Genomic DNA, 20,623 nt, shown 5'->3' on the forward strand with positions numbered 1-20,623 from the left:
CCGTCGAGCCGAAAGACGTTCTCGTCGCTTCGTCCGTAACCGCTGGTTATAAGCCTCCGAGCGAATATGCGTAATACACATAGTATGGTCGATGGGTTCCACACCCGGAGTCTGCACGCCGGTCAGGAGCCGGACGAGTCGACCGGCGCGCGGGCGCCGCCGATCTATCAGACGACCTCCTACGCCTTCGAGGACGCCGACCACGCCGCCGACCTCTACGCGCTCTCGGCCGACGGCGACGTCTACTCGCGGATCTCGAATCCCACCACGCGCGTCCTCGAAGACCGCCTCGCGGCCTTGGAGGGCGGCGTCGCCGCGGTCGCGACCGCCTCGGGGATGGCCGCGCTGGACTCGGCGACGAGCATCCTCGCCAGCGCGGGCGACAACGTCGTCGCCGCCGCGGACATGTACGGCGGGACGGCGACGTACCTCACGAAGATGGCGACGCGCCGCGGCGTCGACGTTCGGGTCGTGGACACGCTCGATTACGACGCCTACGCGGACGAGATCGACGCGGACACCGCCTTCGTCCACGTCGAGACGATCGCGAACCCCTCGCTGAAGACGCCGGACTTCGAGCGCCTCGCCGAGGTCGCCCACGCCAACGCCGCGCCGCTCGTCGTCGACAACACCTTCGCGACGCCGTATCTCTGCCGGCCGCTCGAACACGGTGCGGATATCGTCTGGGAGTCGACGACGAAGTGGATCCACGGCTCGGGGACGACGATCGGCGGGATCCTCGTCGACGGCGGGACGTTCCCCTGGGAGCACGCCGACTACGACGAGCTCTCCGGGGAGAACCCGGCGTTCGGCGTCGACTTCGTCGAGCGCTACGGCGAGGCGGCGTTCGCAAACGCGGTCCGACAACGCGCGCTCCGGACGCTCGGGAACCAGCAGTCGCCCTTCGACGCCTGGCAGACGATACAGGGGCTCGAAACGCTGCCGCTCCGGATGCAGCGCCACTGCGAGAACGCCCGGACGGTGGCGGCGTTCCTCCGCGACCACGAGGGCGTCGCGTGGGTCTCCTACCCCGGCTTCGAGGACCACCCGACGCACGCGAACGCGCGTCGGTACCTCAGGTCGGGCAACGGGGACGCCGACGGCGGGGACGGCGAGTTCGGCGGGATGGTCGCGTTCGGTCTCGCCGGCGGCTTCGAGGCGGCCAAGCGGACCTGCGAGGAGACCGAACTCGCGTCGTTCCTCGCGAACGTCGGCGACGCGAAGACGCTCGTGATCCACCCCGCGTCGACGACCCACGCGCAGTTGAGCGAAGACGAACAGCGCGCCGCGGGGCTCAGCCCGGAGATGCTCCGGCTCTCGGTCGGCATTGAGGACGCCAAGGACGTGATCGCCGATCTCGATCGGGCGATCCGCGACGCGACCCGAAGCGTTTCCTCGCCGGACCACGAACCGGGGGAGAAGCGATGAAGACCGACAGCGGCACCGTCGAACTCGGTCGGTTCGACTTCGAGTCCGGCGACGAGATCGAGGCCCTCGAGGTCGCCTACGAGTCCTACGGCGAGTTCGACGGAGAGAACGCGGTCCTCGTCTGCCACGCGCTCACCGGCAGTCAGAACGTCGCCGGCTACGGCTCCGACACGGCCGGGCAGGCCCGCGCGTGGTGGAACGACATCGTCGGCCCCGGCAAGGCGATCGACACCAACGAGTACTACGTGGTCTGTGCGAACGTCCCGGGGTCGTGTTACGGCACGAGCGGTCCGGCGAGCGAGAGTCCGGACGGCGAGCCCTACGGCACCGATTTCCCGCCGGTCACGGTCGGCGACTGGACGCGCTCACAGCGACTGCTGCTCGACGAGCTCGGCGTCGGTCGCCTGCACGCCGTCGTCGGCGGGAGCGTCGGCGGGATGAACGCTCTCGACTGGGCGAAGCGCTACCCCGACGACGCGCGGTACGTCATCTCGATCGCGGCGGCCGCGCGCCTCGACGCGCAGTGTCTCGCGCTCGACGCCATCGCCCGTCGGGCGATCACGACCGATCCGGACTGGAACGGCGGCCACTACTACGACACGGGGGAGAAGCCGACCGACGGCCTCTCGCTCGCGCGGCAGATCGGGCACGTGATGTACCTCTCGAAGTCGTCGATGGAGCGGAAGTTCGGCCGCCGAGCGGCGGGGCGGGACTCCCGCCGGGACTCCTTCCCCGCCGACCCCGCGGCGGCGTTCTTCCCGTACCGCGACGTCGAGTCCTACCTCGACTACCAGGCCGAGAAGTTCGTCGAGCGCTTCGACGCCAACTCGTATCTGTATCTCACCCGCGCGATGGACGATTACGACCTCGCGGAGGGCTACGAGGACGACGCCCGCGCCGTCGCCGCCTTCGAGGGTGAGGCACTCTTACTCTCGTTCACCGCGGACTGGCACTTCACGACCGAGCAGTCGGAGACGGTCGCTGAGGCGTTCCGCGAGGCGGGCGCGCCCGTCGCCCACCACGTCATCGAATCGGATCACGGCCACGACGCGTTCCTCGTCGAGCCCGAGAAGGTCGGCCCGCCGATCCGCGGGTTCCTCTCGGAGGGGGTCGAAGGACGATCCGTCCACGACACCGACGACCCCGACCCCGACGACGGTAACGACTTCGCTCCGGTTCACGCGTCGCTGTTCAGCCGCTGAGACGGTGGCGCTCCCGTCGCTGACACGACCGGCGTCACCGCGGCGTTTTCGCGCCGCAGACCCCTAGGCAGTCAGCATAAAGTACGCCAGCGGCAGCAGGCTGACGCCGACGCCGATGACCGAGAGGACGAGCAGCTGCGCGCCCACGTACAGCAGGCTCGCGCCGAGCAGTCCGAGCACGATCGTCAGCGTTCCGAGCGCGAACACGAAATCGAACCCCTCGTCGCTGTCCGCGGGGACGGCCGCCACCGCGAGCAGGAAGAAGTGGATGCCCATCGGGACCGCCGAGAGGACCGCGTAACCGACGTCGACCCAGCGAGGGGGCAGCGTCGTCGCCGCGGCGAAGGCGCGAAGCGTGTGGACCGCTGTCAGGTAGAACTCGCCGACGCTGTGGAGGACGAGGTCGACCGCGGAGGCCGACGCGCCGGACGTCGTCGCGAGCACGATCGAGACGCCGACGAACCCCCACGCGAGGAGCCACAGTGCGGTGGCAACGAACACCATATCCCCCTATCCAGAGAGACCGTGAAAAATCCTGCCGCGGCCCTCCCCGAATCCGAACACCCTTTTCGATCCGCTCCGTGTCCGGGCGTATGACTCCAGCCGAACTGCTCGCTCGGCTCACGGGACTCGCTGTCGCTATCGCCGGCGTAGCGCTCGTGTGGGGCGGCTTTTTCGTTCCGACCGCGGGTGCGCCCGGATTCGCGTTGCTCGCTCGCGGCGTGCTCATAGACATCGTTGTCGCCGCCGGATTCGTCGGAATCGGCTTCCTCCTCGCTGGACTCGCCGTGTTCGTCGGGCGCGGCCGGTCCCTCGCAGTCACCGTCGGCGGCGTCGTCCTCGTCGCCGCCGTCGCGCTGGTCGCTCTCGGGACCAGTTCGACACAGAGCGTCCTCGCTGTCAGCCTCCTCGCGTTCGCACTCTTCTTCGCAGGCGCGTCGGTCGACGGTCGAGAGACGGCGTGACGTCGACGCGGTGCGTTCCGACTGGGCGTCGTCGGGGGATCGGGCCGAGAATCGTCCCCAATACGTAACACGGGGTGGCGGTAACAGGTGACTGCGTGACTCGAACTGCATACTGTCGCGGGGATGTGAAACGCGATGAGTAGCCACGGCGAGCGGTCCCCGTCTGCCAACCTCAACCTCCTCGACGCGACGATGATCGGGATGGGGGCGATGATCGGCGCGGGAATCTTCGTCCTGACGGGACTGGCCGCCGAGATCGCCGGGCCGGCAGCGCTCCTCGTGTTCGTACTCAACGGCGTCGTCACTGCGTTCACCGGCCTCTCTTATGCGGAGCTCGCGAGCTCGATCCCGAAGAGCGGCGGGGGATACGCGTTCGTCAGAGAGACGTTTTCGGACCTCCCGTCGTTCCTGATGGGATGGATGCTCTGGTTCGCGTATATGATCGCCGGTGGGCTGTACGCGCTGGGTTTCGCGCCGAACTTCCTTGAGTTGCTGCACGTCTACGAAATCGTTCCGCCGCCGGGGCAGATCGGTGCGGTCGTGCTCCCGGCACTGGGCGTCTCCGTCCCCGTCGGAGTCGGACTGGCCTTCGCAGCCGTGTTCTCGTTCGTCGTGCTGAACGCGGTTTCGACTGCCGCGAGCGGCAGCGTCGAGACGCTTTTCACCGCGGTGAAGATCTCCATTCTCGTGGTGTTCGTCGGTTTCGGCGCGACCTCGCCGATGTTCTCCGGCGCGGAGTTCCAGCCGCTGTTTCCCGAAAACGTGGGCGCCTACGCGATCCTGCCCGCGATGGGCCTGACCTTCATCGCGTTCGAGGGCTACGACCTCATCACGACCGTCACAGAGGAGGTCAAAAATCCCCGCGAGAACATCCCGAAGGCGATCTTTATCAGCCTCGCTGCGACCGTCGTCATCTACATGGCCGTGGTCGCGGTCGCGATCGGAACGCTCGGGGCCGACGGCCTCGCTGCGGCCGGAGAGGCCGGGATCGCCCAGGCCGCCACCACGTTTATGCCGGCGGAGCTGCCGGTCATCAAAAACGGCGGTGCGATCATCGTTTTCGGAGCCGTGTTTTCGACGCTGACGGCGCTGAACGCCGTCGTCATCGCGTCCTCTCGGGTGGCGTTCTCGATGGGACGCGAGGGGCAACTGCTGCCGTCGCTCGGACATCTCCACCACCGGTACGGCACGCCCTTCGTCGCCATCGTCGCGAGTGCCGTGGTGATGCTCGGATCCGTCGCTCTCCCAACGAAGAGCGCGGGGAATATGTCCAGTCTCTTCTTTCTGCTCTCGTTTATCGTCGTCAACGGCGCGGTGATCAAACTCCGTCGGGAGCGCCCGAATATGAACCGGCCGTACGAACTGCCGTACTATCCGTTCCCGCCGCTGGCGGGGATCGCGTTGAACCTGCTGCTGACCGGGGTGCTGGTCAGCTACCTGTTCCGAACCGATCCGCTGGCGCTGCTTCTCAGCGCCGGGTGGATCGCCCTCGGCGGACTCAGCTACTACGCGTTCACGCGATTCCACCGCGGGCGCGACGTCGCCAGCGCGGGACGTGACGCGGAACCGACTGCGGAGGATTGAGACAAGATGCCACAAAAACAGAAACTCGACGTCGTCGTCGCCGGTGGGGGGCGCGTCGGCCGGCAGGCCGCTGAATGGCTCGCCGACCGGGACGACGACGTCACGATCATCGAACAGGACCCGGCCATCGTCGACGCGATTGCCGAGGAGTGGTTCGCGACGATCATCCAGGGGGATGCGACGGACCCCGACATCCTCGAACAGGCTGGCGTCGCCGACACCGACGTCATCGCGGCACTGACGGGCGACTCCGGCGTGAACCTCGCGATCTGCATCGTCGCACAGAAGTTGGCTCCCGAGATCCGAACCGTCGCCCGCGTCGACCACGCGGCGAGTGAGCGCTACGCCGAGTTCGTCGATGCGGTAGTCTTCCCCGAGCGGGTCGGCGCACGAACGGCGGTCAACGAGATCACCGGCAGCGACGTGCAGACGCTTGCGGACGTGACGAGTTCGCTCGACGTGATGCAGATCCGCGTCGCGGAGGGCGCCCCCGCCGCGGGGAAAACGCTCTCCGAAGTCAGCTTCCCCGCCGGAACGCTCGTCGTTTCCGGTGGCGACGGCGAGCACATCGCCGGCCCCGAGACGACCCTCGTGCCCGGAAAGCGGTACGTCGTCGCGGTCGAACCCGACGTCGTCGACGAGGTGATGAACCTCCTTCGAGGTTGACGACGCGTCGCAGATACCGGCGGTAATTGCACACGTCACGTTGGTTAGGCCCCTCCTCCGAGAACGGGCACTTATGTCAGACGACGACAGCGAGACGCCGCTCGGATTCGGAACGCGAAGCCTGCACGCGGGACAGGAGCCCGACCCGACCACCGGCGCGCGCGCGCCGCCGATCTACCAGACGACCTCCTACGTCTTCGACGACGCCGACGACGCCGCGGGGCAGTTCGCCCTCGAGAAGGAGGGCTTCATCTACAGCCGGCTGATGAACCCCACTGTCGCGACGCTGCAGGAGCGGCTCGCGTCGCTCGAAGGCGGGATCGGCGCGGCGGCGACCGCCTCGGGGATGGCCGCCCTGGACCTCGCGACGTTCCTGCTCGCGAGCGCCGGCGACAACATCGTCACGGCGTCGTCGCTGTACGGCGGCACCTACACCTACTTCACGCACACCGTCGAGCGCCGCGGGATCACGACGAGGTTCGTCGACACGCTGGATTACGACGGGTACGAGGACGCGATCGACGAGGACACCGCCTACGTCCACTTGGAGACGATCGGAAACCCCGCGCTCGTCACGCCGGACATCGAGCGCATCGCCGAGATCGCCCACGACCACGACGTGCCGCTGCTCGTCGACAACACCTTCGCGACGCCGTACCTGTGCCGGCCGCTCGAACACGGCGCGGACCTCGTGTGGGACTCCACGACGAAGTGGATCCACGGCGCCGGGACGACGATCGGGGGGGTCCTCGTCGACGGCGGGTCGTTCCCGTGGAGCGAGCACGCCGAGAAGTACCCCGAGATCGGCGCGTCGAACCCCGCCTACCACGGCGTCAACTTCGCCGAGCGCTTCGGCGACGCGGCGTTCACCTACGCGGCGATCGCGCGCGGCCTCCGCGACCTCGGTAACGCCCAGTCGCCGTTCGACGCGTGGAACACCATCGAGAAGCTGGAGTCGCTGCCGATGCGGATGGAGCGACACTGCGAGAACGCGCTGGCGGTCGCTGAGTTCCTCGAGGATCACGACGCCGTCTCGTGGGTGAACTACCCCGGTCTCGAGAGCCACGAGACCCACGAGGAGGCCACGAAGTACCTCGAGGGCGGCTACGGCGGGATGATCACGTTCGGCCTCGAAGCCGGCTACGAGGCCGCCCGCGACACCGTCGACAACGTCGAACTCGCCTCGCTGCTCGCGAACGTCGGCGACGCGAAGACGCTCGTGATCCACCCGGCCTCGACGACGCACCAGCAGCTAACGGAGGAAGAACAGAACGCGGCGGGCGTCACGCCCGATATGGTCCGGCTCTCGGTCGGGATCGAGGACGTCGGCGACATCATCGCCGACTTGGAGCAGGCGATCGAGTCGTCGACGAACTGAGGGCGCGGCGTCGGGAGCGTCCGAGACGGGAGCGGTTGCAACTGATTTCGCATCCGCTCGCGTCCGCGGCGCACGCGGGTCGGGCGCGGTCCCGGTTCTCTGTGCCACTCTGAACAGCCATCGAACACTGCCACGGGCAGCAGGCGGTCAGGTGACAAATACTGTCGCAGCGTCCCACAAATCGGTCAGTTTCGCCCGGATCGTCCGAAAAACGAAGCAAGCGAACAGCAAAGTCTAATGGGAAGGGTCACGAATCGGCTGCTGATGCCTACCGTAGAATACCTCAACTACGAAGTGCTTGACGACCAGGGCTGGGACATGGACGACGACGACCTCTTCGAGAAGGCCGGCGACGCCGGCTTAGACGCCGAGGATTACGGCTCCCTGGAAGTCAATCAGGGCGAGTACATCCTCGAAGCCGCCGAGGCGCAGGGCTACGACTGGCCCTTCTCGTGCCGCGCCGGCGCGTGTGCGAACTGCGCGGCGATCGTCACGGAGGGCGAGATCGATATGGATATGCAGCAGATCCTCTCCGACGAGGAAGTCGAAGAGAAGAACGTCCGCCTGACCTGCATCGGGTCGCCGGCGGCCGACGAGGTGCAGATCGTCTACAACGCGAAGCACCTCGACTACCTCCAGAACCGCGTCATCTAAACTCCGCGACCGACGCGTTTTTGCTGCGCGTCGTCGAGGGTGGATACGCATATCCACGTTCTCTTCGATACGCGCTCGTACGGACGATTGCCATCTCTTCGCGGGGTCACACCCCGGAAGCCGCGATTCGCGATGGCGATAGCGGTGTTTGCAGGTCTTCGCCTCTCGATCACACGGCGGCGTCCGATCGGACGAGCAATCAGCGGCACGACGATACAGATCAGTCGATCGCTTCACCGTCACCGTCTATCGCAGACGCAACTTACAACTCCCCCGGGTCCGCTTCCCCACTATGCTCGGAAGCGTACCGGATCTCCTTCGGCTGGTGGTGCTGCCCGTGCTCGCGTGGACGGCGTGGCGGGACGTCGAGACGAGGCGGGTGCCGAGTCGAACGTGGGCGCCCCTCGTCGGTCTGGGACTGCTCCTCCTCGTGGTAGACGCCGTCGGACAGCTCTCCGCGTCGATGCCCGCCGCCGCCCTGTTTTTCGTCCGCGTCGCGGTCAGCCTCTTTCTCGTCGCCCCGATCGCCTACCTGTTCTGGCGGCTCGGCGGCTTCGGCGGCGCGGACGCGAAGGCGCTCATCACGATCGCGATTCTCCTCCCGACGTTTCCGACGTACTACTTCTCGGGCTACACGCTCCCGTACGTGGAGACGACGCTCGGCGTCTTCTCGATGACGATCCTGACGAACACGGTCGTGCTCGCGGCCGCGTATCCGCTGGCGCTCGCGGTGCGAAACGCCCTCGACGGCGACGTCGCGTTCCCGGTCGCGTTCCTCGGTCGGCGGATAGCCACCGACGCGCTCCCGACGGCGCACGGACGGCTGTTCGAGACCCCCGAGGGGTTCTCCCGGAACGGCCTCGACATCGACGCGCTTCGGATGTACCTCCGCTGGCGCGGCGCGACCCTCGAGGAACTCCGGGCGGACCCGGACCGGTTCCGCGATCCGGCGAGCATCGACGAGACGCACGATCCGACGGACGGTGCGGTCGTTGCCGACGGCGGTGAAATCAGGGAACGCCGCGGCGACGGCGCCGACGACCCCGCGACGGTCGACCCCGAGGACCCGTGGGGCGCGGCAGCCTTCCTCGACGACATCGAGGGGACGGCCTACGGCACGACGCCGGAGACGCTCCGCGGCGGGCTGGAGATCGTGAGCGACCGCGAGGAGGTGTGGATCTCGCCTGGAATCCCGTTTCTCGTGCCGATGTTCCTCGGGACGCTGCTGGCGTTCACGTACGGCGATCTGGTCTTCGGCGCGCTCGGGCTGTTCGGCGTCGTGTGAGCGGCGCTGGCGCTCGTCTGCGCTCGGACCGCTCGCCCGTCGTGAGAACGTCGCCCGGCTCCGGACGCTCGCCCGTCGTGAGAACGTCGCCCCGGCTCCGGACGCTCGCCGACCGTGAGGACGTCGCACGGCTCAGCGTTGCGGGCAAAAGACCTATCGGCCGGACACCCCTCCGTCGAGGTAATGACCGACGACGTCGAGGTCGACTTCGGCGAGGACGGGCTCGTCCCCGCCGTCGCACAGGACGCCGACTCCGGCGAGGTGCTGATGCTTGCGTACGTCTCTCAGACGGCGCTCGAACGGACGCGCGAGACGGGACGAGCGCACTACTACTCGCGCAGCCGCGACGAGCTCTGGGAGAAGGGCGCGACCAGCGGGCACACCCAGTCTGTCCGAGAGATCCGCGTCGACTGCGACGCCGACACGCTCCTGTATCTCGTCGAGCAGGCCGGCGGCGCGTGCCACACCGGCCACCGATCGTGTTTCTACCGGACTATCGAGGGCGAGAACGTCGGCGAGCGCGTCTTCGACCCCGACGACGTGTACGACTAACGACCGATGACCGACCCGGACTCAGCGGACGACCGCGACGCGCACGCCCGCGCCGACTTCGAGACGCACCTCGCGGATGCCGACGAGCGGATCGAGGCGCTCAGGTCAGCCCGGACACGACGCGAGGCCGTCGAGTCACACATCGACGACCGCGGCGAGGAGGCCGTCGTCACCGCCGCCGACACCTACCGGAAAGCGGTTCGGCTCCTCGATCGGTACGAGGACTCCGCGACCGGGACGGGCGATTTCCAGGCGTACGTCGAGTTTCAGGACCGCTTTCTCGGGCTCGTCGAGTCGCTCCAAGAGTCGGTGCCGGCGCACGAGGCCTTCTCGGCCGCCGCCGAGCGGATGGACCGCCGCCGACTCAGCGCGGACGATTTCGACGCCGCGCGCGAGGACCTCGAACCCGCTTCCGAGTACGTTGACCTGCTGGACCGCCGCGAGTCGTCGAAAGAGGCGGTCTCGGCGGCAAAGCGGGACGCGAAGCTCGCGCTCGAAGACCTCGACGCGGAGATCGAGCGCCGCGAGGAGATGCTCTCGTTCGCCGACGCCGACCTCGATGCGCCGGTCGGGGAGCTTCGGGAGCCAATCGAGGCGTACAACGACGCCGTCTCCGAGGAGTTCGAGTCGTTTTACGAGTCGGCGCCGGCCGCCGAGGTCGTTGCCTTCCTCGAACGGGCGGAGTCGTTCCCGCTCGTGTCCTACGAGTCGCCGCCGCGGGACCTCCGGACGTTCGCCCGCGAGAGCCCCGACGCCGACGAGCCGATCCCGACGCTGCTCGAATACGCCGACTACACGGGCTCGAAGCTCGATCACTACGCGGCGGACCCGGCGCTCCTGCAGACGACCGTCGCGGTCCACCGGACGTTCCTCGAACGCCTCTCGGGGGAGCCGCTGACGGTGTCGCTCCCGCCGCCGCCGGCCGGGACGCTGCGCCTCTGGGCCGGCGAGGCGACCTCGCTGGCCGGCCGGTTCGCGTCCGAGGAGACGGTCGCGCGCCTCCGCGCGGTTCGATCGCTGACGCGCCGCGAGGACTACGAGGACCTCCGACTCGCCGCCCGCGCCCACGAGGAGCTCGACGCCGAGGCGCGAGAGCGCGTCCGCTCGGGCGCGGCCGCCGACGAGCTCGAACGCCTCCGGGAGGCTCGCGAACGCCTCGCCGCGGCACTGGAGCGCGAGGCCGCAGACGGGGAGCAGAGCGGTGCGGGGCGCGGCGGCGGTCCCTCCGGCGAGACCGCGGACGACGTCGAACGCGACGAGCGGGCCAACGCCCGGCGGCGCTGATGGTCCTCGTCGCCGCCGTCGCGTTCGCGGTCGGCGGGTGCTGTCTCTACTACGGGGCCCGGGCGCTCCGGACGCGGCGGGCTATCCGCCGACTCGACGACGAGGGCGATCACCTCGGCGACCCGACCGACTGGCTGGATCCGCCGAGTGAACGCCTCGAATCCGGCGACGGGGACGGTTCCGCTTCAGCGGACGACGAAGACGGGGTCGCTTTAGCGGACGACGGTCGCGGAAGTCCCGAGACGGCGAGAAGCGTTGCCGCGTCCGACCCCCGATCGGACGTCTCGATCGAGCGGGGGTTCGTCCTCCTCGTGTTGGGGGTCGTCTGTCTACTATTCGGGTTCTTCGCGCTGTGATCGATCCCGCGAGACGGCGCGTTCACTCGGCGTCGTCGAGGGCCGACCGGAGGACGTCGGCGGCGTCGTTCGCGAGCCCCCGCGCCCGCGACGCCTCGCGCGCCTCGGCGTAGACGCGAACCTTCGGCTCAGTTCCCGAGGGGCGGACGAGGACCCACGCGTCTCCGTAGTCGAGCCGGTAGCCGTCGGTCGTGTTCGGCTCCGCCTCAGCGTCCTCGGCGTACGCGCGAGCGGTCTCCAGCATCGCCTCGAGCTGCGTCTCGGTGTCGTATTCGAGGTCGATCCGGACGTTCTCGTAGTCGGTGTACGGCTCGATGACTTCGGAGACCGAGCGCTCCGCGAGGAGTTCGAGGAACTTCGCGCCGACGTACGCGCCGTCGCGGACCAAGCGGTACTCCGGGAAGAAGACGCCGCCGTTGCCCTCGCCGGCGATCGGGACGCGCTCGCCGTTCGAGCGGAGTTCCCGGATGCGGGTGATGATGTTCGTCGCGCCGATGGGCGTCAGTTCGAGCGTCGCGCCGACCGCCTCGCAGACGTCGACGAGTCGCTGTGAGACGTTGACGGCGGCGACCGTCGCGTCTCCGGCGTCGAGTTCCGCCGCCGCCAACGCCGCCAGCGACGCCTCGCCGGAGACGAACTCGCCGCGCTCGTCGACGAACACCGCCCGGTCGGCGTCGCCGTCGTGGGCGATGCCGACGTCGGCGTCGGCCGCGGTGACGAGCGAGCGGAGGTCCCCGAGCGTGCGCTCGACGGGTTCCGAATGGCGCCCGGGGAAGTGGCCGTCCGGGTTCGCGTTGACGGTGACGACCGCACAGCCCAGTTCGCGGAAGAACTCGGGGCTCGTCAGCGCGCCCGCGCCGTGCCCGGGGTCGAGCGCGACGGTGAGATCGGCCGCGGCGATCGCCTCCCGGTCGACCGAATCGAGGAGGTCCGCCACGTACTCGCGGTTGGCGCCGCTGATCTCGCGGACCGCGCCCACCGCGTCCCACGCGGCGGTCGAGAAGTCCTCGCCCAGCACGCGTGCCTCGACCCGTTCGAGGTCGTCGATCCCGAGTTCGACGCCGTCCGCGCCCACGAGCTTCACGCCGTTGTACTCCGGCGGGTTGTGCGACGCCGTGATGACGAGCGCGGGACGTTCGTACGCGCCGGCGTAGCGAACGGCGCTCGGCGTCGGCGTCGGGCCGAGCCGGTCGACGTCGACGCCGACGCTCGCCAGCCCGCTCGCGGCCGCGTTCGCGAGCATCTCGCCGGTGGTTCGGGTGTCGCGCGCGACGATCGCCCGGTCGGTCTCCCACGCCGTCCCGGCGGCCTCGGCGATTCGGAGGACGAACTCGGGCGTCAGGTCCTCGCCGACGACCCCCCGCGTCCCGCTCGAACCGAAGAGTTTCATTACCTCTTGTTGCCGCCCCCCGAGTGAAAGCGGTTGCGACCCGACAAGCGGCACTACTGCCGCGGAGCCACCGAAGCGGGTGACTCACCGGAGTACGACCTACGGCATCGGGATTCCGGAGCGCGGATCCCCCGGGCGCGAGTCACCGCATCGCGTCGCCGAGTCCGGTCAGCGCCGCCGACACCTTGTCGGTGGCGAGCAGGTACGCGAAATAGAGCGCGACGGCGCCCATCACGCCGGCCCACAGCCCCAGCATCGGCTCGCCGGTCTGAGCGGTCGCGAACGCGAAGCGCTCGATGTACACGCCCGCGAGAGAGAGCCCGAGGGAGCCGACGCTGAACACGAGCAGTTCGATGAAGGCCGGTGCGAGTTCGAGTAGGGAAGCAGACATTGCCGTCCGTTGCCCCCCACGGACCGTGGCTCTTTCGGTCGGAAAGAGGAATGTATATTAGACGCTGCGTTCTCGCGACGACTATGACGGGACGCTACGGTGACATCGACTACCCGACGCTCACGAAGCGGAGTTTCCTCCTCGGCTTCGGGCTGTTCGCGTTCGGCGCGCTCGGCGAACTGGCACTGGCCGCCACCGGGGTCCAAGTCCCCGGCTGGGAACACGCGCTCCTCGTCGACGCCGAGTGGATCGGCGTCGCGATCGCCCTGCTGTCGCCGTTCGTGTTCGGGATCTTGCTTCCGCTGACGGAGTGAGCTCCGGTGACTTTAGGCCGCCCCTCCACGGAGCCTCTCGCGTGATCGATCCATTCCCCTCCTTCGAGGTCGTCCCCGCCGTCGACATGCAGGACGGCGAGGTGGTCCAGCTCGTGCAGGGCGAACGCGGCACCGAAACGCGGTACGGCGATCCGGTCGAGGCCGCCGAACGCTGGGTGGACGCCGGCGCGAAGACGCTTCACCTCGTCGACCTCGACGGCGCGTTCGAGGGCGAGCGCGCGAACGCCGACGCCGTCGAGGCGGTCGTCGACGCCGTCGACGTGCCGGTCCAACTGGGCGGCGGCATCCGGACCGCCGCCGACGCGGCCGACCTGCTCGACCGCGGCGTCGCGCGCGTGATCCTCGGCACCGCCGCCGTCGAAGAACCCGGACTGGTCGAGGAGATCTCGGCGGACTACCCCGGCCGCGTGATGGTGAGCCTCGACGCGAAAGACGGCGAGGTCGTCGTTTCCGGGTGGACCGAGGGGACCGGCCTCGACCCCGCGGAGGCGGCGGCCCGCTACGAGGACCTCGGCGCGGGCTCGATTCTCTTCACCGACGTCGACGTCGAGGGACGACACGAGGGCGTGCAGGCGGCCGTGACCCGGCGCGTCGTCGACGCCGTCGACATCCCCGTCGTCGCGTCCGGGGGCGTCGCGTCGCTGGACGACGTCCGAACGCTCAAAGCGGCCGGGGCGGCGGCCGTCGTCGTCGGCACCGCCCTCTATGAGGGGACGTTCACCCTCGAGGCCGCGATGCGCGTCTGAGCTCATAGCGCGAGACAACCGCGGCGCTCACGAGCGTGATGAGCACGAGCCCGAGCCCGGCGGCGACGAACGAATCGGAGAACAACAGCAGCCCTCCGAAACACACCGCGAACGCGCCCAGTACGATCCCCTTGATCCCCATCGTTCCGCTGACGTCGCCGAGAACCCATTAACCTCCGCAAGACGGCCGTCGGACAGCCCGGCGTCGAAGCCGATCGGTCGAGGGCGGACAGCCGGGATAGTACGGCCGTCGGTCTAGGACGGATGTCCGTTCAGGGTCGGCTCAGGCGCGCCGCGCCTCGATCTGTTCGCGTCCGGGGGCGATGAGTTCGTTCAGGTACGTCGCGAGCGCGCCCTTCGCGTCCGCGGGGTGGAGTTCGCCGGACTCCAGATCGGTTTCCAGCCCCTCGTAGCGGTCGTAGACGAGGTCGCCGCCGTACTGTTCGGGGCGCTCGACGACGACCTCGCCGAACCGCGGGAAGACGTGGTACTCGAAGAGCTGCAGGACGGGGTTCTCGCGCTCCTCGCCCTCGTCGGTCGGGTCCGGGTCCGCCGTCGGCGGGCAGTAGGCCTTGTTCACCTTCGCCTCGATGTCGGACTCGGAGTCCTCCATGGAGATCGACAACCCCTCGCTGCTCGACATCTTGCCGACGCCGGTCGTCAGGTCGGCGATCAGCGGCGTGTGGAGACACGTCGGCGAGTCCGCGTCGATGCTCGGCAGCGTGTCGCGGGCGAGCATGTGGACCTTCCGCTGCTCCATCCCGCCGATCGCGAGGTCGACGTCGAGATAGACGATGTCGAGCGCCTGCATCAGCGGGTAGACCGCCTGGGCGACCGTGGCGGTGTCGCCCCCCGCGATCTCGGCCATCGCGCGCGAGGCGCGCGAGAGCGACGTCTCCAGTTCCAGCGCGTGCAGATCGAGGATGTACTCCTCGTCGAGTTGGTACTCCGACCCGAGGACGAACTCCGTCTGGGACTCCTCGAGGCCGTAGGCGACGAACTGCTCTTGCATCCGCGTGGCCGTCTCACGGATCTCCTCGAAGGTGCCCTTGCCGTTGAGGTAGGCGTGGACGTCCGCGAGGAGGACGACGACCTCCAGTCCCGCCTCCTGGAGTTCGATGAGCTTGTTCGCGGTCAGCATGTGGCCGACGTGGAGGACGCCCGACGGTTCATAGCCCACGTACGCCCGCTTTCCGTCCGGCGATTCGGCTAGCGCGCGCACTTCTTCCTCGGTGACCACCTCGGAGACGTTCCGGGTGATCAGGTCGTAGGCGTCCATACGTTCGGAGAGTCGCGACTGCGGCATATGACTTCTGGGATGTCCCCGCGGCGGAGCCATCGTCCGGGGTGGTCACACCGGAAATCACGGCCGCTGGCCCCACTGGAAATCACTCCGGATGGCCCACTGGAAAGCGTCATACGCGCGCGGTCCCAAGCCCCCCCGATGGCAACGACCCGTTCGCCGCTCGTCGTCCTCGGGGGGTTGGTCGCCGTGGCGTTCCTCCCGCTCGTCGTGATGTGGATCGTCGTCACCGACGTCGTCACGTTCGCGTACTTCGCCGGCTTCGCGCTCTACTTCCTCCTCGCCCACGTCGCGCTGCCCGCGTGGGTCTACCTCGATGCCACCGGGCGCGGCAGCGACTCGGCGGTCGGCTGGACCGCGCTCTCGTTTCTCCTCCCGTTCGTCGGATTCGTCGCCTACTTCTTCCTCGGACGGCCGGACGCGCCGTACGAGGCCGGCGTCGACCCTCGAGTGCGCCGGGAGTGACTCCCCGACCCAGCGAGACGTACCGCCGACGGCGGCGAAAGAATTGAATCACCCGCGGTCGTACACAGCCTATGGACCGACAGCAGGTGCTCGCGATCGTCCTCGTCCTCCTGATGGTTGGATCGTCGCTCGCCTACGGCGCGGCGCTCGTTTTCTGAGACCGGATTCGAGTCACACGACGATGAGGCGGGGAGCCACGGCGGTTCCCCGCTGCCGGGTTGATTTCAGCGACCAGAAGAATTTATACAGTAGACTGTAAGTGTCGGACAAAATGGGTCTGGGAACCGACAGAATCAGTCAAACGGACGAGACGCCGGTATCTCGTCGAGCGATTCTCCGATCGGGAGCCGTCGTCGGGACCGGCAGTTACCTCGCGCGGACCGGAATCGAAACCGCGTCCGCACAGACGGACGACAACTGGCCGGCACAGGGATACGATCCTGAAAACACGCGGTATACCGCGGAAACAGTGCCGCTACGAACTGATCCGACGGTGCTCGCAGAGGTAGACATCCCCGCGGGCCAACACGCGGACTATCTGCTGACATCTTCGGTTGCCTACCTCCACGGCGCCGAAAACGGGGTTGGCGCCGTCCACACCGAGACGGGCGAACTGCTGTGGCAGTTCAACCCGGGCGAGGGACCGGTGATCCCTGAGGGCACCGACGGGAACGAAATCCTCGCCCGAGACCGGGACGGGACCGTGTACGCTATCGATATGGACACGGGTGACCCCACCGCCGAGATCCCTGTAGGACGGGGATATGGTCTCGGATACAACGGCACGGGACAGTGGTTCGCACCCGTCTCGGGGGGCAGGATCGTCAGCGGGGAGGTCGGATCTCCAGATGTCACTTGGGACACGTCAGTAGAAGGCGTCCCGTTTCGGCCCGCAGTAACCGGTGACGATAGCCGAGTACTCGTCTCCACGGTAACGGCCCCGCCATCGAGCGTGGATCTCGACGACCCCGAGTCCGTAGATGCGGAGGGTCGACTCTACGCACTCGATGCCACGGACGGATCCGTGCTCTGGGAGTCTTCACGCGTTGGAGCCGGATTCGGATCACCAGCGATCCGGAACGGACAGGTCTACTGGGCCGGGGCAGACGGCGACATCCTCACGCATAACGTTGAGACGGGGGACAGAGTGTGGGAGTTCAAGACAAGTGGTAGCTTCCCCCGGTCGCCAGCAGTGACCACCAACGCGGTGTTGGCGGGCAATCGGGACGGGTATCTCTACGGGGTAGACGTAGACACGGGCGAACAGATCGGTCGACTCCCCGTCGGAGCGCCGATCAGCGCTCATCCGGTGGTCGTCGACGACGTCGTCTACCTCGGGACCGAGACGGGATCGGTGTACGCGTTCGAGTACGGGGGCGAAGGGCAACTGTGGGAGTTCGATGCCGGCGCGTCGGTCCGGTCGCTGGCGCCCGGCAACGACCGGGTAGTTGTTGGGACCGAGGCCGGGTACTACCTCTTGAGTGGCGACGGGCCGCCCGCAGACGGCAGTGCTGCGAGCACGACACACCAGGCGGACAGCGGTGGAGATGAGGCGCCAACTGGTGGTGACGCGGCCGATGTTCCCCAGCGTGGTCTGTTTTCGAACGGCGGTGACGAGCCGGATGCCGTTTCAAATCCGTTCAACCTGACGATGCTCGGCTTCTTGTTGTCGGTCGTCGGTATCGTTCACCAGATGTTTCAGGGGAGATAACAATGGCACGAGGACTACCAGCTGTCTGGAGTGCAATTCTCGGACTGCCTTTCGTAGCCGGCGGGTTTTACGCCGTTACGCGTGACACCTACGTTCCGGACGAAGCCGGTCTTCCGTTTATCGGATTCGGCGTGTTCGTCGTCATATTCGGGCTCTATATCCACTACGTCGCGGCACCCGAGCCGCCGACGATGCGCGAGGGAGAGGAGATAATCGAAACGCGGAACCCTGCCCAGCGAGCGGCCGCAGTCAAAACCGCGATCGGGTTTGTGCTGTTATTCGTCACAGGATATCTCCTCTTTTTCACGTACGAGCCGTATATTTACCCGATACTGACACTGATGGCCGGTCTCTATCTGTTCTCGACGGGGCTGTTCGCCTACTGGACGAACACGTTGACGACATATTACGTGACGAACCAGCGGCTGATCAAGGAGTACCGATTCATTTCGCTGGTCCGAGAGGAGCTTCCGTTCGATAAGGTTCGTGGCGTCGAAGAGCGTCGGTCACTCTGGGAGACAATCGTCGGTCTCGGGAACGTCCGCGTGGCCTCCGGCGGGGGGCGCACGCTGGAGGTAGTCGTCCGGAACATCTACTCGCCGACGGACTTCGCAGACGAGGTCCGAAACCTCGTGTGAACCGCTCGCGGTCGGCCGCTCGTACGACTCGCCGTTCACCCGTCGCCCCAGACGTCCGATAGCGGGTGGTTCGATCGCTCGTCGTCGCCGGAGCGATCCGGCGGCGGATCGTCGTCCGCCGTGCCGGACGACCGTCCCGACCGCGACGTGCCCGTCGTCCCCGCACCCGACGAGCCGGTGGCTCCCGACCCCGCCGCACCCGACTGCGACGAGCGCGGGGCTGACGAGGCACCCCGGCCGCTCGCCGTCCCGCCCGAGGCACCCCTCCCGCCGGCGGCGACCTGATCGAACGCGGGGAGTTCGGGCTCCGACAGCCTGTCGACCTGCTCGCGGAACCACGCCGGCATATCTCCCCGCGTCCGCTCGAAGAGATCGAGGAGCGACGAGTCCGCGAGGTACGTCGCGCCGTGGTCGTCGGGGGCGCGGACGACGCGGCCGCAGGCCTGAATGACCGTCCGGAGGGCCGCGCGGCGGTACCACGCCCACTGGCCCTCCTCCAGCCGCCGCGCGACCCGCGAGTCGCTCGTGTTCAGATAGGGGGCCTTACAGACCACCTGCCACCGGCAGAGGTCCCCCGCGAGGTCGAGGGCCTCCTCCATCTTCACCGAGAGGAAGACGTCGGGGTCGTCGGTCACCTTCCAGGACTCTAGGGCTGCGTCGCGGTTCTCGCGGTCGTGTCCGCGCACGCGGTCGCCGAGGCCGAGTTGCGCGAGCCGCCGCTGGAGTTCCGACTGAATCGCGTAGGAGTGACAGTGGACGAGGCCTTTTTCGTCCCGGTGATTCGCCATAATCCGGACGAGCGTCCGCGCCACCTTGGGGAGCGTCTCCTCGCGTCGGTCGTATGTCATCTTCCCCTGCGTCACGTCGTACAGCGGGCGGTTTTCGACCGGAAACGTGTGCTCGACGTCGACGAGCGCGACGTTCGAGGGATCGAGGCCGACGCCGCGGCAGAACGCCGCCTTGTTCAGGATCGTCGCCGAGAGCAGCGCGAACGTGTTCCCGCGGTCCCAGACGGTGTGGTGGAGATACCGAGCGGGATCGAGCGGCTTGACCGTGATCGCGCCGCCCTCACCGTCGGGTTGATCGACGACCCACGTCGTCGGGCTCTCGGGGTCGCGGTAGTCGGAAACGAACCACTGAAGCTCGGAGCGGAGCTCCTGCAGGCGGTCGCGACGGGCGGCGTCCTCGGGCGTCAGTTCGGGCTTCCGGATCAGTTCGTCCTTCGCGCGCTCTGCGACGCCCGCGAGCGTCTCGGCGAACCGGGACGTCCGCTCGACGGGGTCGCCGTCGGCCGTGACGTCCGGGACCCTCACGTCGTCCCAGACGGGGACCGTTCTGGGGTTGAGGTCGACGGTCGCGTACATCTCCGCCCACTCGGCGAGCCCGTGCGCCTCGTCGATCACGACGACGTCGCGCTTGCGGAAGACGTCGGAGCCGGCGGTCTGCATGAAGTACGCGAGCGTCATCGCCGCGATCCGCCGGTTCGAGGCGATGGCGCGGTCGGAGAAGTACGGACACCGGTGCCGGACTGAGCAGTCGAAGCCGGCCTGCCGGGCGCAGGGGGCCCGATCGACCGGCGTGTCGGTCTCGCCGTTCAGGATGCAGGTGTAGTTCGACTTCCCGCGGATGACGTTCAGGTCGTCTAACAGCGGGTCCTCCGCGACGTCGTCGAGCTGGGAGACCTGCGGCGTCGTGTAGTACGCGTCGGTGGCCTCCGCGGGCGCCGTCTCCTCGACAGTCGCGGCCGCGCCCGCGATGGACCGCGCGAGGAGCGACTTCCCGCTGCCCGTCGGCGCGCGGACGAGCACGACGTCGTTCCCGGCGGCGAACGCGTCGCGGATGTCCGAGAGCGCTCGCTCCTGTGCGCCGCGGAAGCTCGGGGCCGGAAACGACGGGGGGATCCGATCGGGGTCCACGTCCGACCCTGTGCCGCTCTCGGTTAAAAACCTTCAGACGGGAGCGTCGCGTTCGTCGGTAGATTCGCGCGGTGACGGCTCACAGCGATTTCACGTCGGCGCTCGTCACGACGCGGTCGTCGGGGAGCCGCGCGATGCAGTCGTGACACAGGAAGAACTCCCCTCCGTCGTCGAGTTCGAGGGTCATTCCGCCGGTCGACTCCGCCGAGAACGACCAGAAGTCGCCGATGCCGCCGGCGATCCGCACCGACCGACCGCAGGCGTCACAGGGTTCGCTCGTCATAACCGACCTACGGACCCCGAGCCTGAAACGTCCTGCGAGACGTATCTCCATAGGTACATATCCATACCTTCTACTGCGGTAGCGACGAACT

At 67.9% G+C, this 20,623-nt stretch carries 23 protein-coding genes; 16 read left to right on the forward strand and 7 right to left on the reverse strand.

The window, feature by feature from the left end:
- The first annotated feature begins 84 nt into the window (after positions 1–84).
- Positions 85–1,428 carry an aminotransferase class I/II-fold pyridoxal phosphate-dependent enzyme gene (locus tag ACT3HL_RS10615; protein WP_445086809.1) on the forward strand — a complete coding sequence of 448 codons (1,344 nt, stop codon included), beginning with the start codon at positions 85–87 and terminating at the stop codon, positions 1,426–1,428.
- On the forward strand, positions 1,425–2,630 hold the full coding sequence (metX, locus tag ACT3HL_RS10620; protein WP_445086810.1) for a homoserine O-acetyltransferase MetX: 1,206 nt from the start codon (positions 1,425–1,427) through the stop codon (positions 2,628–2,630). Before ACT3HL_RS10615 ends, metX begins: the two co-directional genes overlap by 4 nt.
- A gap of 63 nt (positions 2,631–2,693) precedes the next feature.
- Here the strand turns inward: metX and ACT3HL_RS10625 are convergent, their stop codons facing one another.
- Positions 2,694–3,134, reverse strand: a complete 441-nt coding sequence (locus tag ACT3HL_RS10625) for a hypothetical protein (protein WP_445086811.1) — start codon at positions 3,132–3,134, stop codon at positions 2,694–2,696.
- A gap of 89 nt (positions 3,135–3,223) precedes the next feature.
- Between ACT3HL_RS10625 and ACT3HL_RS10630 the strand changes: the two genes are divergently transcribed.
- From ACT3HL_RS10630 to ACT3HL_RS10670, 9 genes are all read left to right on the forward strand, one after another.
- Positions 3,224–3,595, forward strand: coding sequence for a hypothetical protein (locus tag ACT3HL_RS10630; RefSeq protein ID WP_445086812.1), 372 nt, complete (start codon positions 3,224–3,226; stop codon positions 3,593–3,595).
- Positions 3,596–3,730: 135 nt separating this feature from the next.
- Complete coding sequence (locus tag ACT3HL_RS10635; RefSeq protein ID WP_445086813.1) at positions 3,731–5,179, forward strand: amino acid permease; 1,449 nt, start codon at positions 3,731–3,733, stop codon at positions 5,177–5,179.
- Between the two features lie 6 nt (positions 5,180–5,185).
- Positions 5,186–5,845 (forward strand): NAD-binding protein, encoded by a 660-nt coding sequence (locus ACT3HL_RS10640; RefSeq protein ID WP_445086814.1) that lies wholly within the window; start codon positions 5,186–5,188, stop codon positions 5,843–5,845.
- A 73-nt stretch (positions 5,846–5,918) separates the two neighbouring features.
- Positions 5,919–7,223 carry an aminotransferase class I/II-fold pyridoxal phosphate-dependent enzyme gene (locus ACT3HL_RS10645; protein ID WP_445086815.1) on the forward strand — a complete coding sequence of 435 codons (1,305 nt, stop codon included), beginning with the start codon at positions 5,919–5,921 and terminating at the stop codon, positions 7,221–7,223.
- 264 nt (positions 7,224–7,487) lie between these two features.
- Positions 7,488–7,877 (forward strand): ferredoxin Fer, encoded by a 390-nt coding sequence (gene fer, locus ACT3HL_RS10650; RefSeq protein ID WP_445086816.1) that lies wholly within the window; start codon positions 7,488–7,490, stop codon positions 7,875–7,877.
- A 292-nt stretch (positions 7,878–8,169) separates the two neighbouring features.
- Positions 8,170–9,162 carry a prepilin peptidase gene (locus tag ACT3HL_RS10655; RefSeq protein ID WP_445086817.1) on the forward strand — a complete coding sequence of 331 codons (993 nt, stop codon included), beginning with the start codon at positions 8,170–8,172 and terminating at the stop codon, positions 9,160–9,162.
- Positions 9,163–9,345: 183 nt separating this feature from the next.
- A complete protein-coding gene (gene hisI, locus ACT3HL_RS10660) occupies positions 9,346–9,714 on the forward strand; it encodes a phosphoribosyl-AMP cyclohydrolase (protein WP_445086818.1) in 369 nt (122 codons plus the stop codon).
- A 6-nt stretch (positions 9,715–9,720) separates the two neighbouring features.
- A complete protein-coding gene (locus ACT3HL_RS10665; RefSeq protein WP_445086819.1) occupies positions 9,721–10,998 on the forward strand; it encodes a DUF7118 family protein in 1,278 nt (425 codons plus the stop codon).
- Positions 10,998–11,354 carry a hypothetical protein gene (locus ACT3HL_RS10670; protein WP_445086820.1) on the forward strand — a complete coding sequence of 119 codons (357 nt, stop codon included), beginning with the start codon at positions 10,998–11,000 and terminating at the stop codon, positions 11,352–11,354. The genes ACT3HL_RS10665 and ACT3HL_RS10670 overlap by 1 nt, the downstream gene beginning before the upstream one ends.
- A 22-nt stretch (positions 11,355–11,376) precedes the next feature.
- Here ACT3HL_RS10670 and glmM read toward each other — a convergent pair whose 3' ends face one another.
- The gene (gene glmM / locus ACT3HL_RS10675) at positions 11,377–12,744 is read right to left on the reverse strand and encodes a phosphoglucosamine mutase (protein WP_445086821.1); all 1,368 of its coding nucleotides are present in this window, start codon (positions 12,742–12,744) and stop codon (positions 11,377–11,379) included.
- Between the two features lie 142 nt (positions 12,745–12,886).
- Positions 12,887–13,135, reverse strand: coding sequence for a hypothetical protein (locus ACT3HL_RS10680; protein WP_445086822.1), 249 nt, complete (start codon positions 13,133–13,135; stop codon positions 12,887–12,889).
- 83 nt (positions 13,136–13,218) lie between these two features.
- Here ACT3HL_RS10680 and ACT3HL_RS10685 point away from each other — a divergent pair, with 83 nt between their 5' ends.
- Positions 13,219–13,449 carry a DUF7860 family protein gene (locus ACT3HL_RS10685; protein WP_445086823.1) on the forward strand — a complete coding sequence of 77 codons (231 nt, stop codon included), beginning with the start codon at positions 13,219–13,221 and terminating at the stop codon, positions 13,447–13,449.
- Positions 13,450–13,535: 86 nt separating this feature from the next.
- On the forward strand, positions 13,536–14,216 hold the full coding sequence (gene hisA, locus ACT3HL_RS10690; RefSeq protein WP_445087042.1) for a 1-(5-phosphoribosyl)-5-[(5-phosphoribosylamino)methylideneamino]imidazole-4-carboxamide isomerase: 681 nt from the start codon (positions 13,536–13,538) through the stop codon (positions 14,214–14,216).
- Here hisA and ACT3HL_RS10695 read toward each other — a convergent pair.
- Together ACT3HL_RS10695 and ACT3HL_RS10700 are read right to left on the reverse strand one after the other, a co-directional pair.
- Positions 14,188–14,358, reverse strand: coding sequence for a hypothetical protein (locus ACT3HL_RS10695; protein ID WP_445086824.1), 171 nt, complete (start codon positions 14,356–14,358; stop codon positions 14,188–14,190). The two genes, hisA and ACT3HL_RS10695, sit on opposite strands and share 29 nt — an antisense overlap.
- A 141-nt stretch (positions 14,359–14,499) precedes the next feature.
- Positions 14,500–15,495, reverse strand: a complete 996-nt coding sequence (locus ACT3HL_RS10700; protein WP_445086825.1) for a tyrosine--tRNA ligase — start codon at positions 15,493–15,495, stop codon at positions 14,500–14,502.
- A 165-nt stretch (positions 15,496–15,660) separates the two neighbouring features.
- On the opposite strand from ACT3HL_RS10700, the gene ACT3HL_RS10705 reads away from it, so the two are divergent.
- The 3 genes from ACT3HL_RS10705 to ACT3HL_RS10715 all read left to right on the forward strand — a co-directional run bounded on the left by ACT3HL_RS10705 (position 15,661) and on the right by ACT3HL_RS10715 (position 18,333).
- Positions 15,661–15,984 (forward strand): PLDc N-terminal domain-containing protein, encoded by a 324-nt coding sequence (locus tag ACT3HL_RS10705; RefSeq protein ID WP_445086826.1) that lies wholly within the window; start codon positions 15,661–15,663, stop codon positions 15,982–15,984.
- Between the two features lie 271 nt (positions 15,985–16,255).
- On the forward strand, positions 16,256–17,695 hold the full coding sequence (locus ACT3HL_RS10710; protein WP_445086827.1) for an outer membrane protein assembly factor BamB family protein: 1,440 nt from the start codon (positions 16,256–16,258) through the stop codon (positions 17,693–17,695).
- Between the two features lie 2 nt (positions 17,696–17,697).
- Positions 17,698–18,333, forward strand: coding sequence for a PH domain-containing protein (locus tag ACT3HL_RS10715; protein WP_445086828.1), 636 nt, complete (start codon positions 17,698–17,700; stop codon positions 18,331–18,333).
- 35 nt (positions 18,334–18,368) lie between these two features.
- On the opposite strand, the gene ACT3HL_RS10720 is transcribed toward ACT3HL_RS10715, so the two are convergent.
- Together ACT3HL_RS10720 and ACT3HL_RS10725 are read right to left on the reverse strand one after the other, a co-directional pair.
- Entirely contained in the window at positions 18,369–20,249 is a 1,881-nt protein-coding gene (locus tag ACT3HL_RS10720; RefSeq protein ID WP_445086829.1) for a helicase C-terminal domain-containing protein, read from the reverse strand.
- 79 nt (positions 20,250–20,328) lie between these two features.
- Complete coding sequence (locus ACT3HL_RS10725; protein WP_445086830.1) at positions 20,329–20,532, reverse strand: DUF7561 family protein; 204 nt, start codon at positions 20,530–20,532, stop codon at positions 20,329–20,331.
- Between the last annotated feature and the right edge of the window lie 91 nt (positions 20,533–20,623).

Source organism: Halobellus sp. GM3, assembly GCF_052545375.1.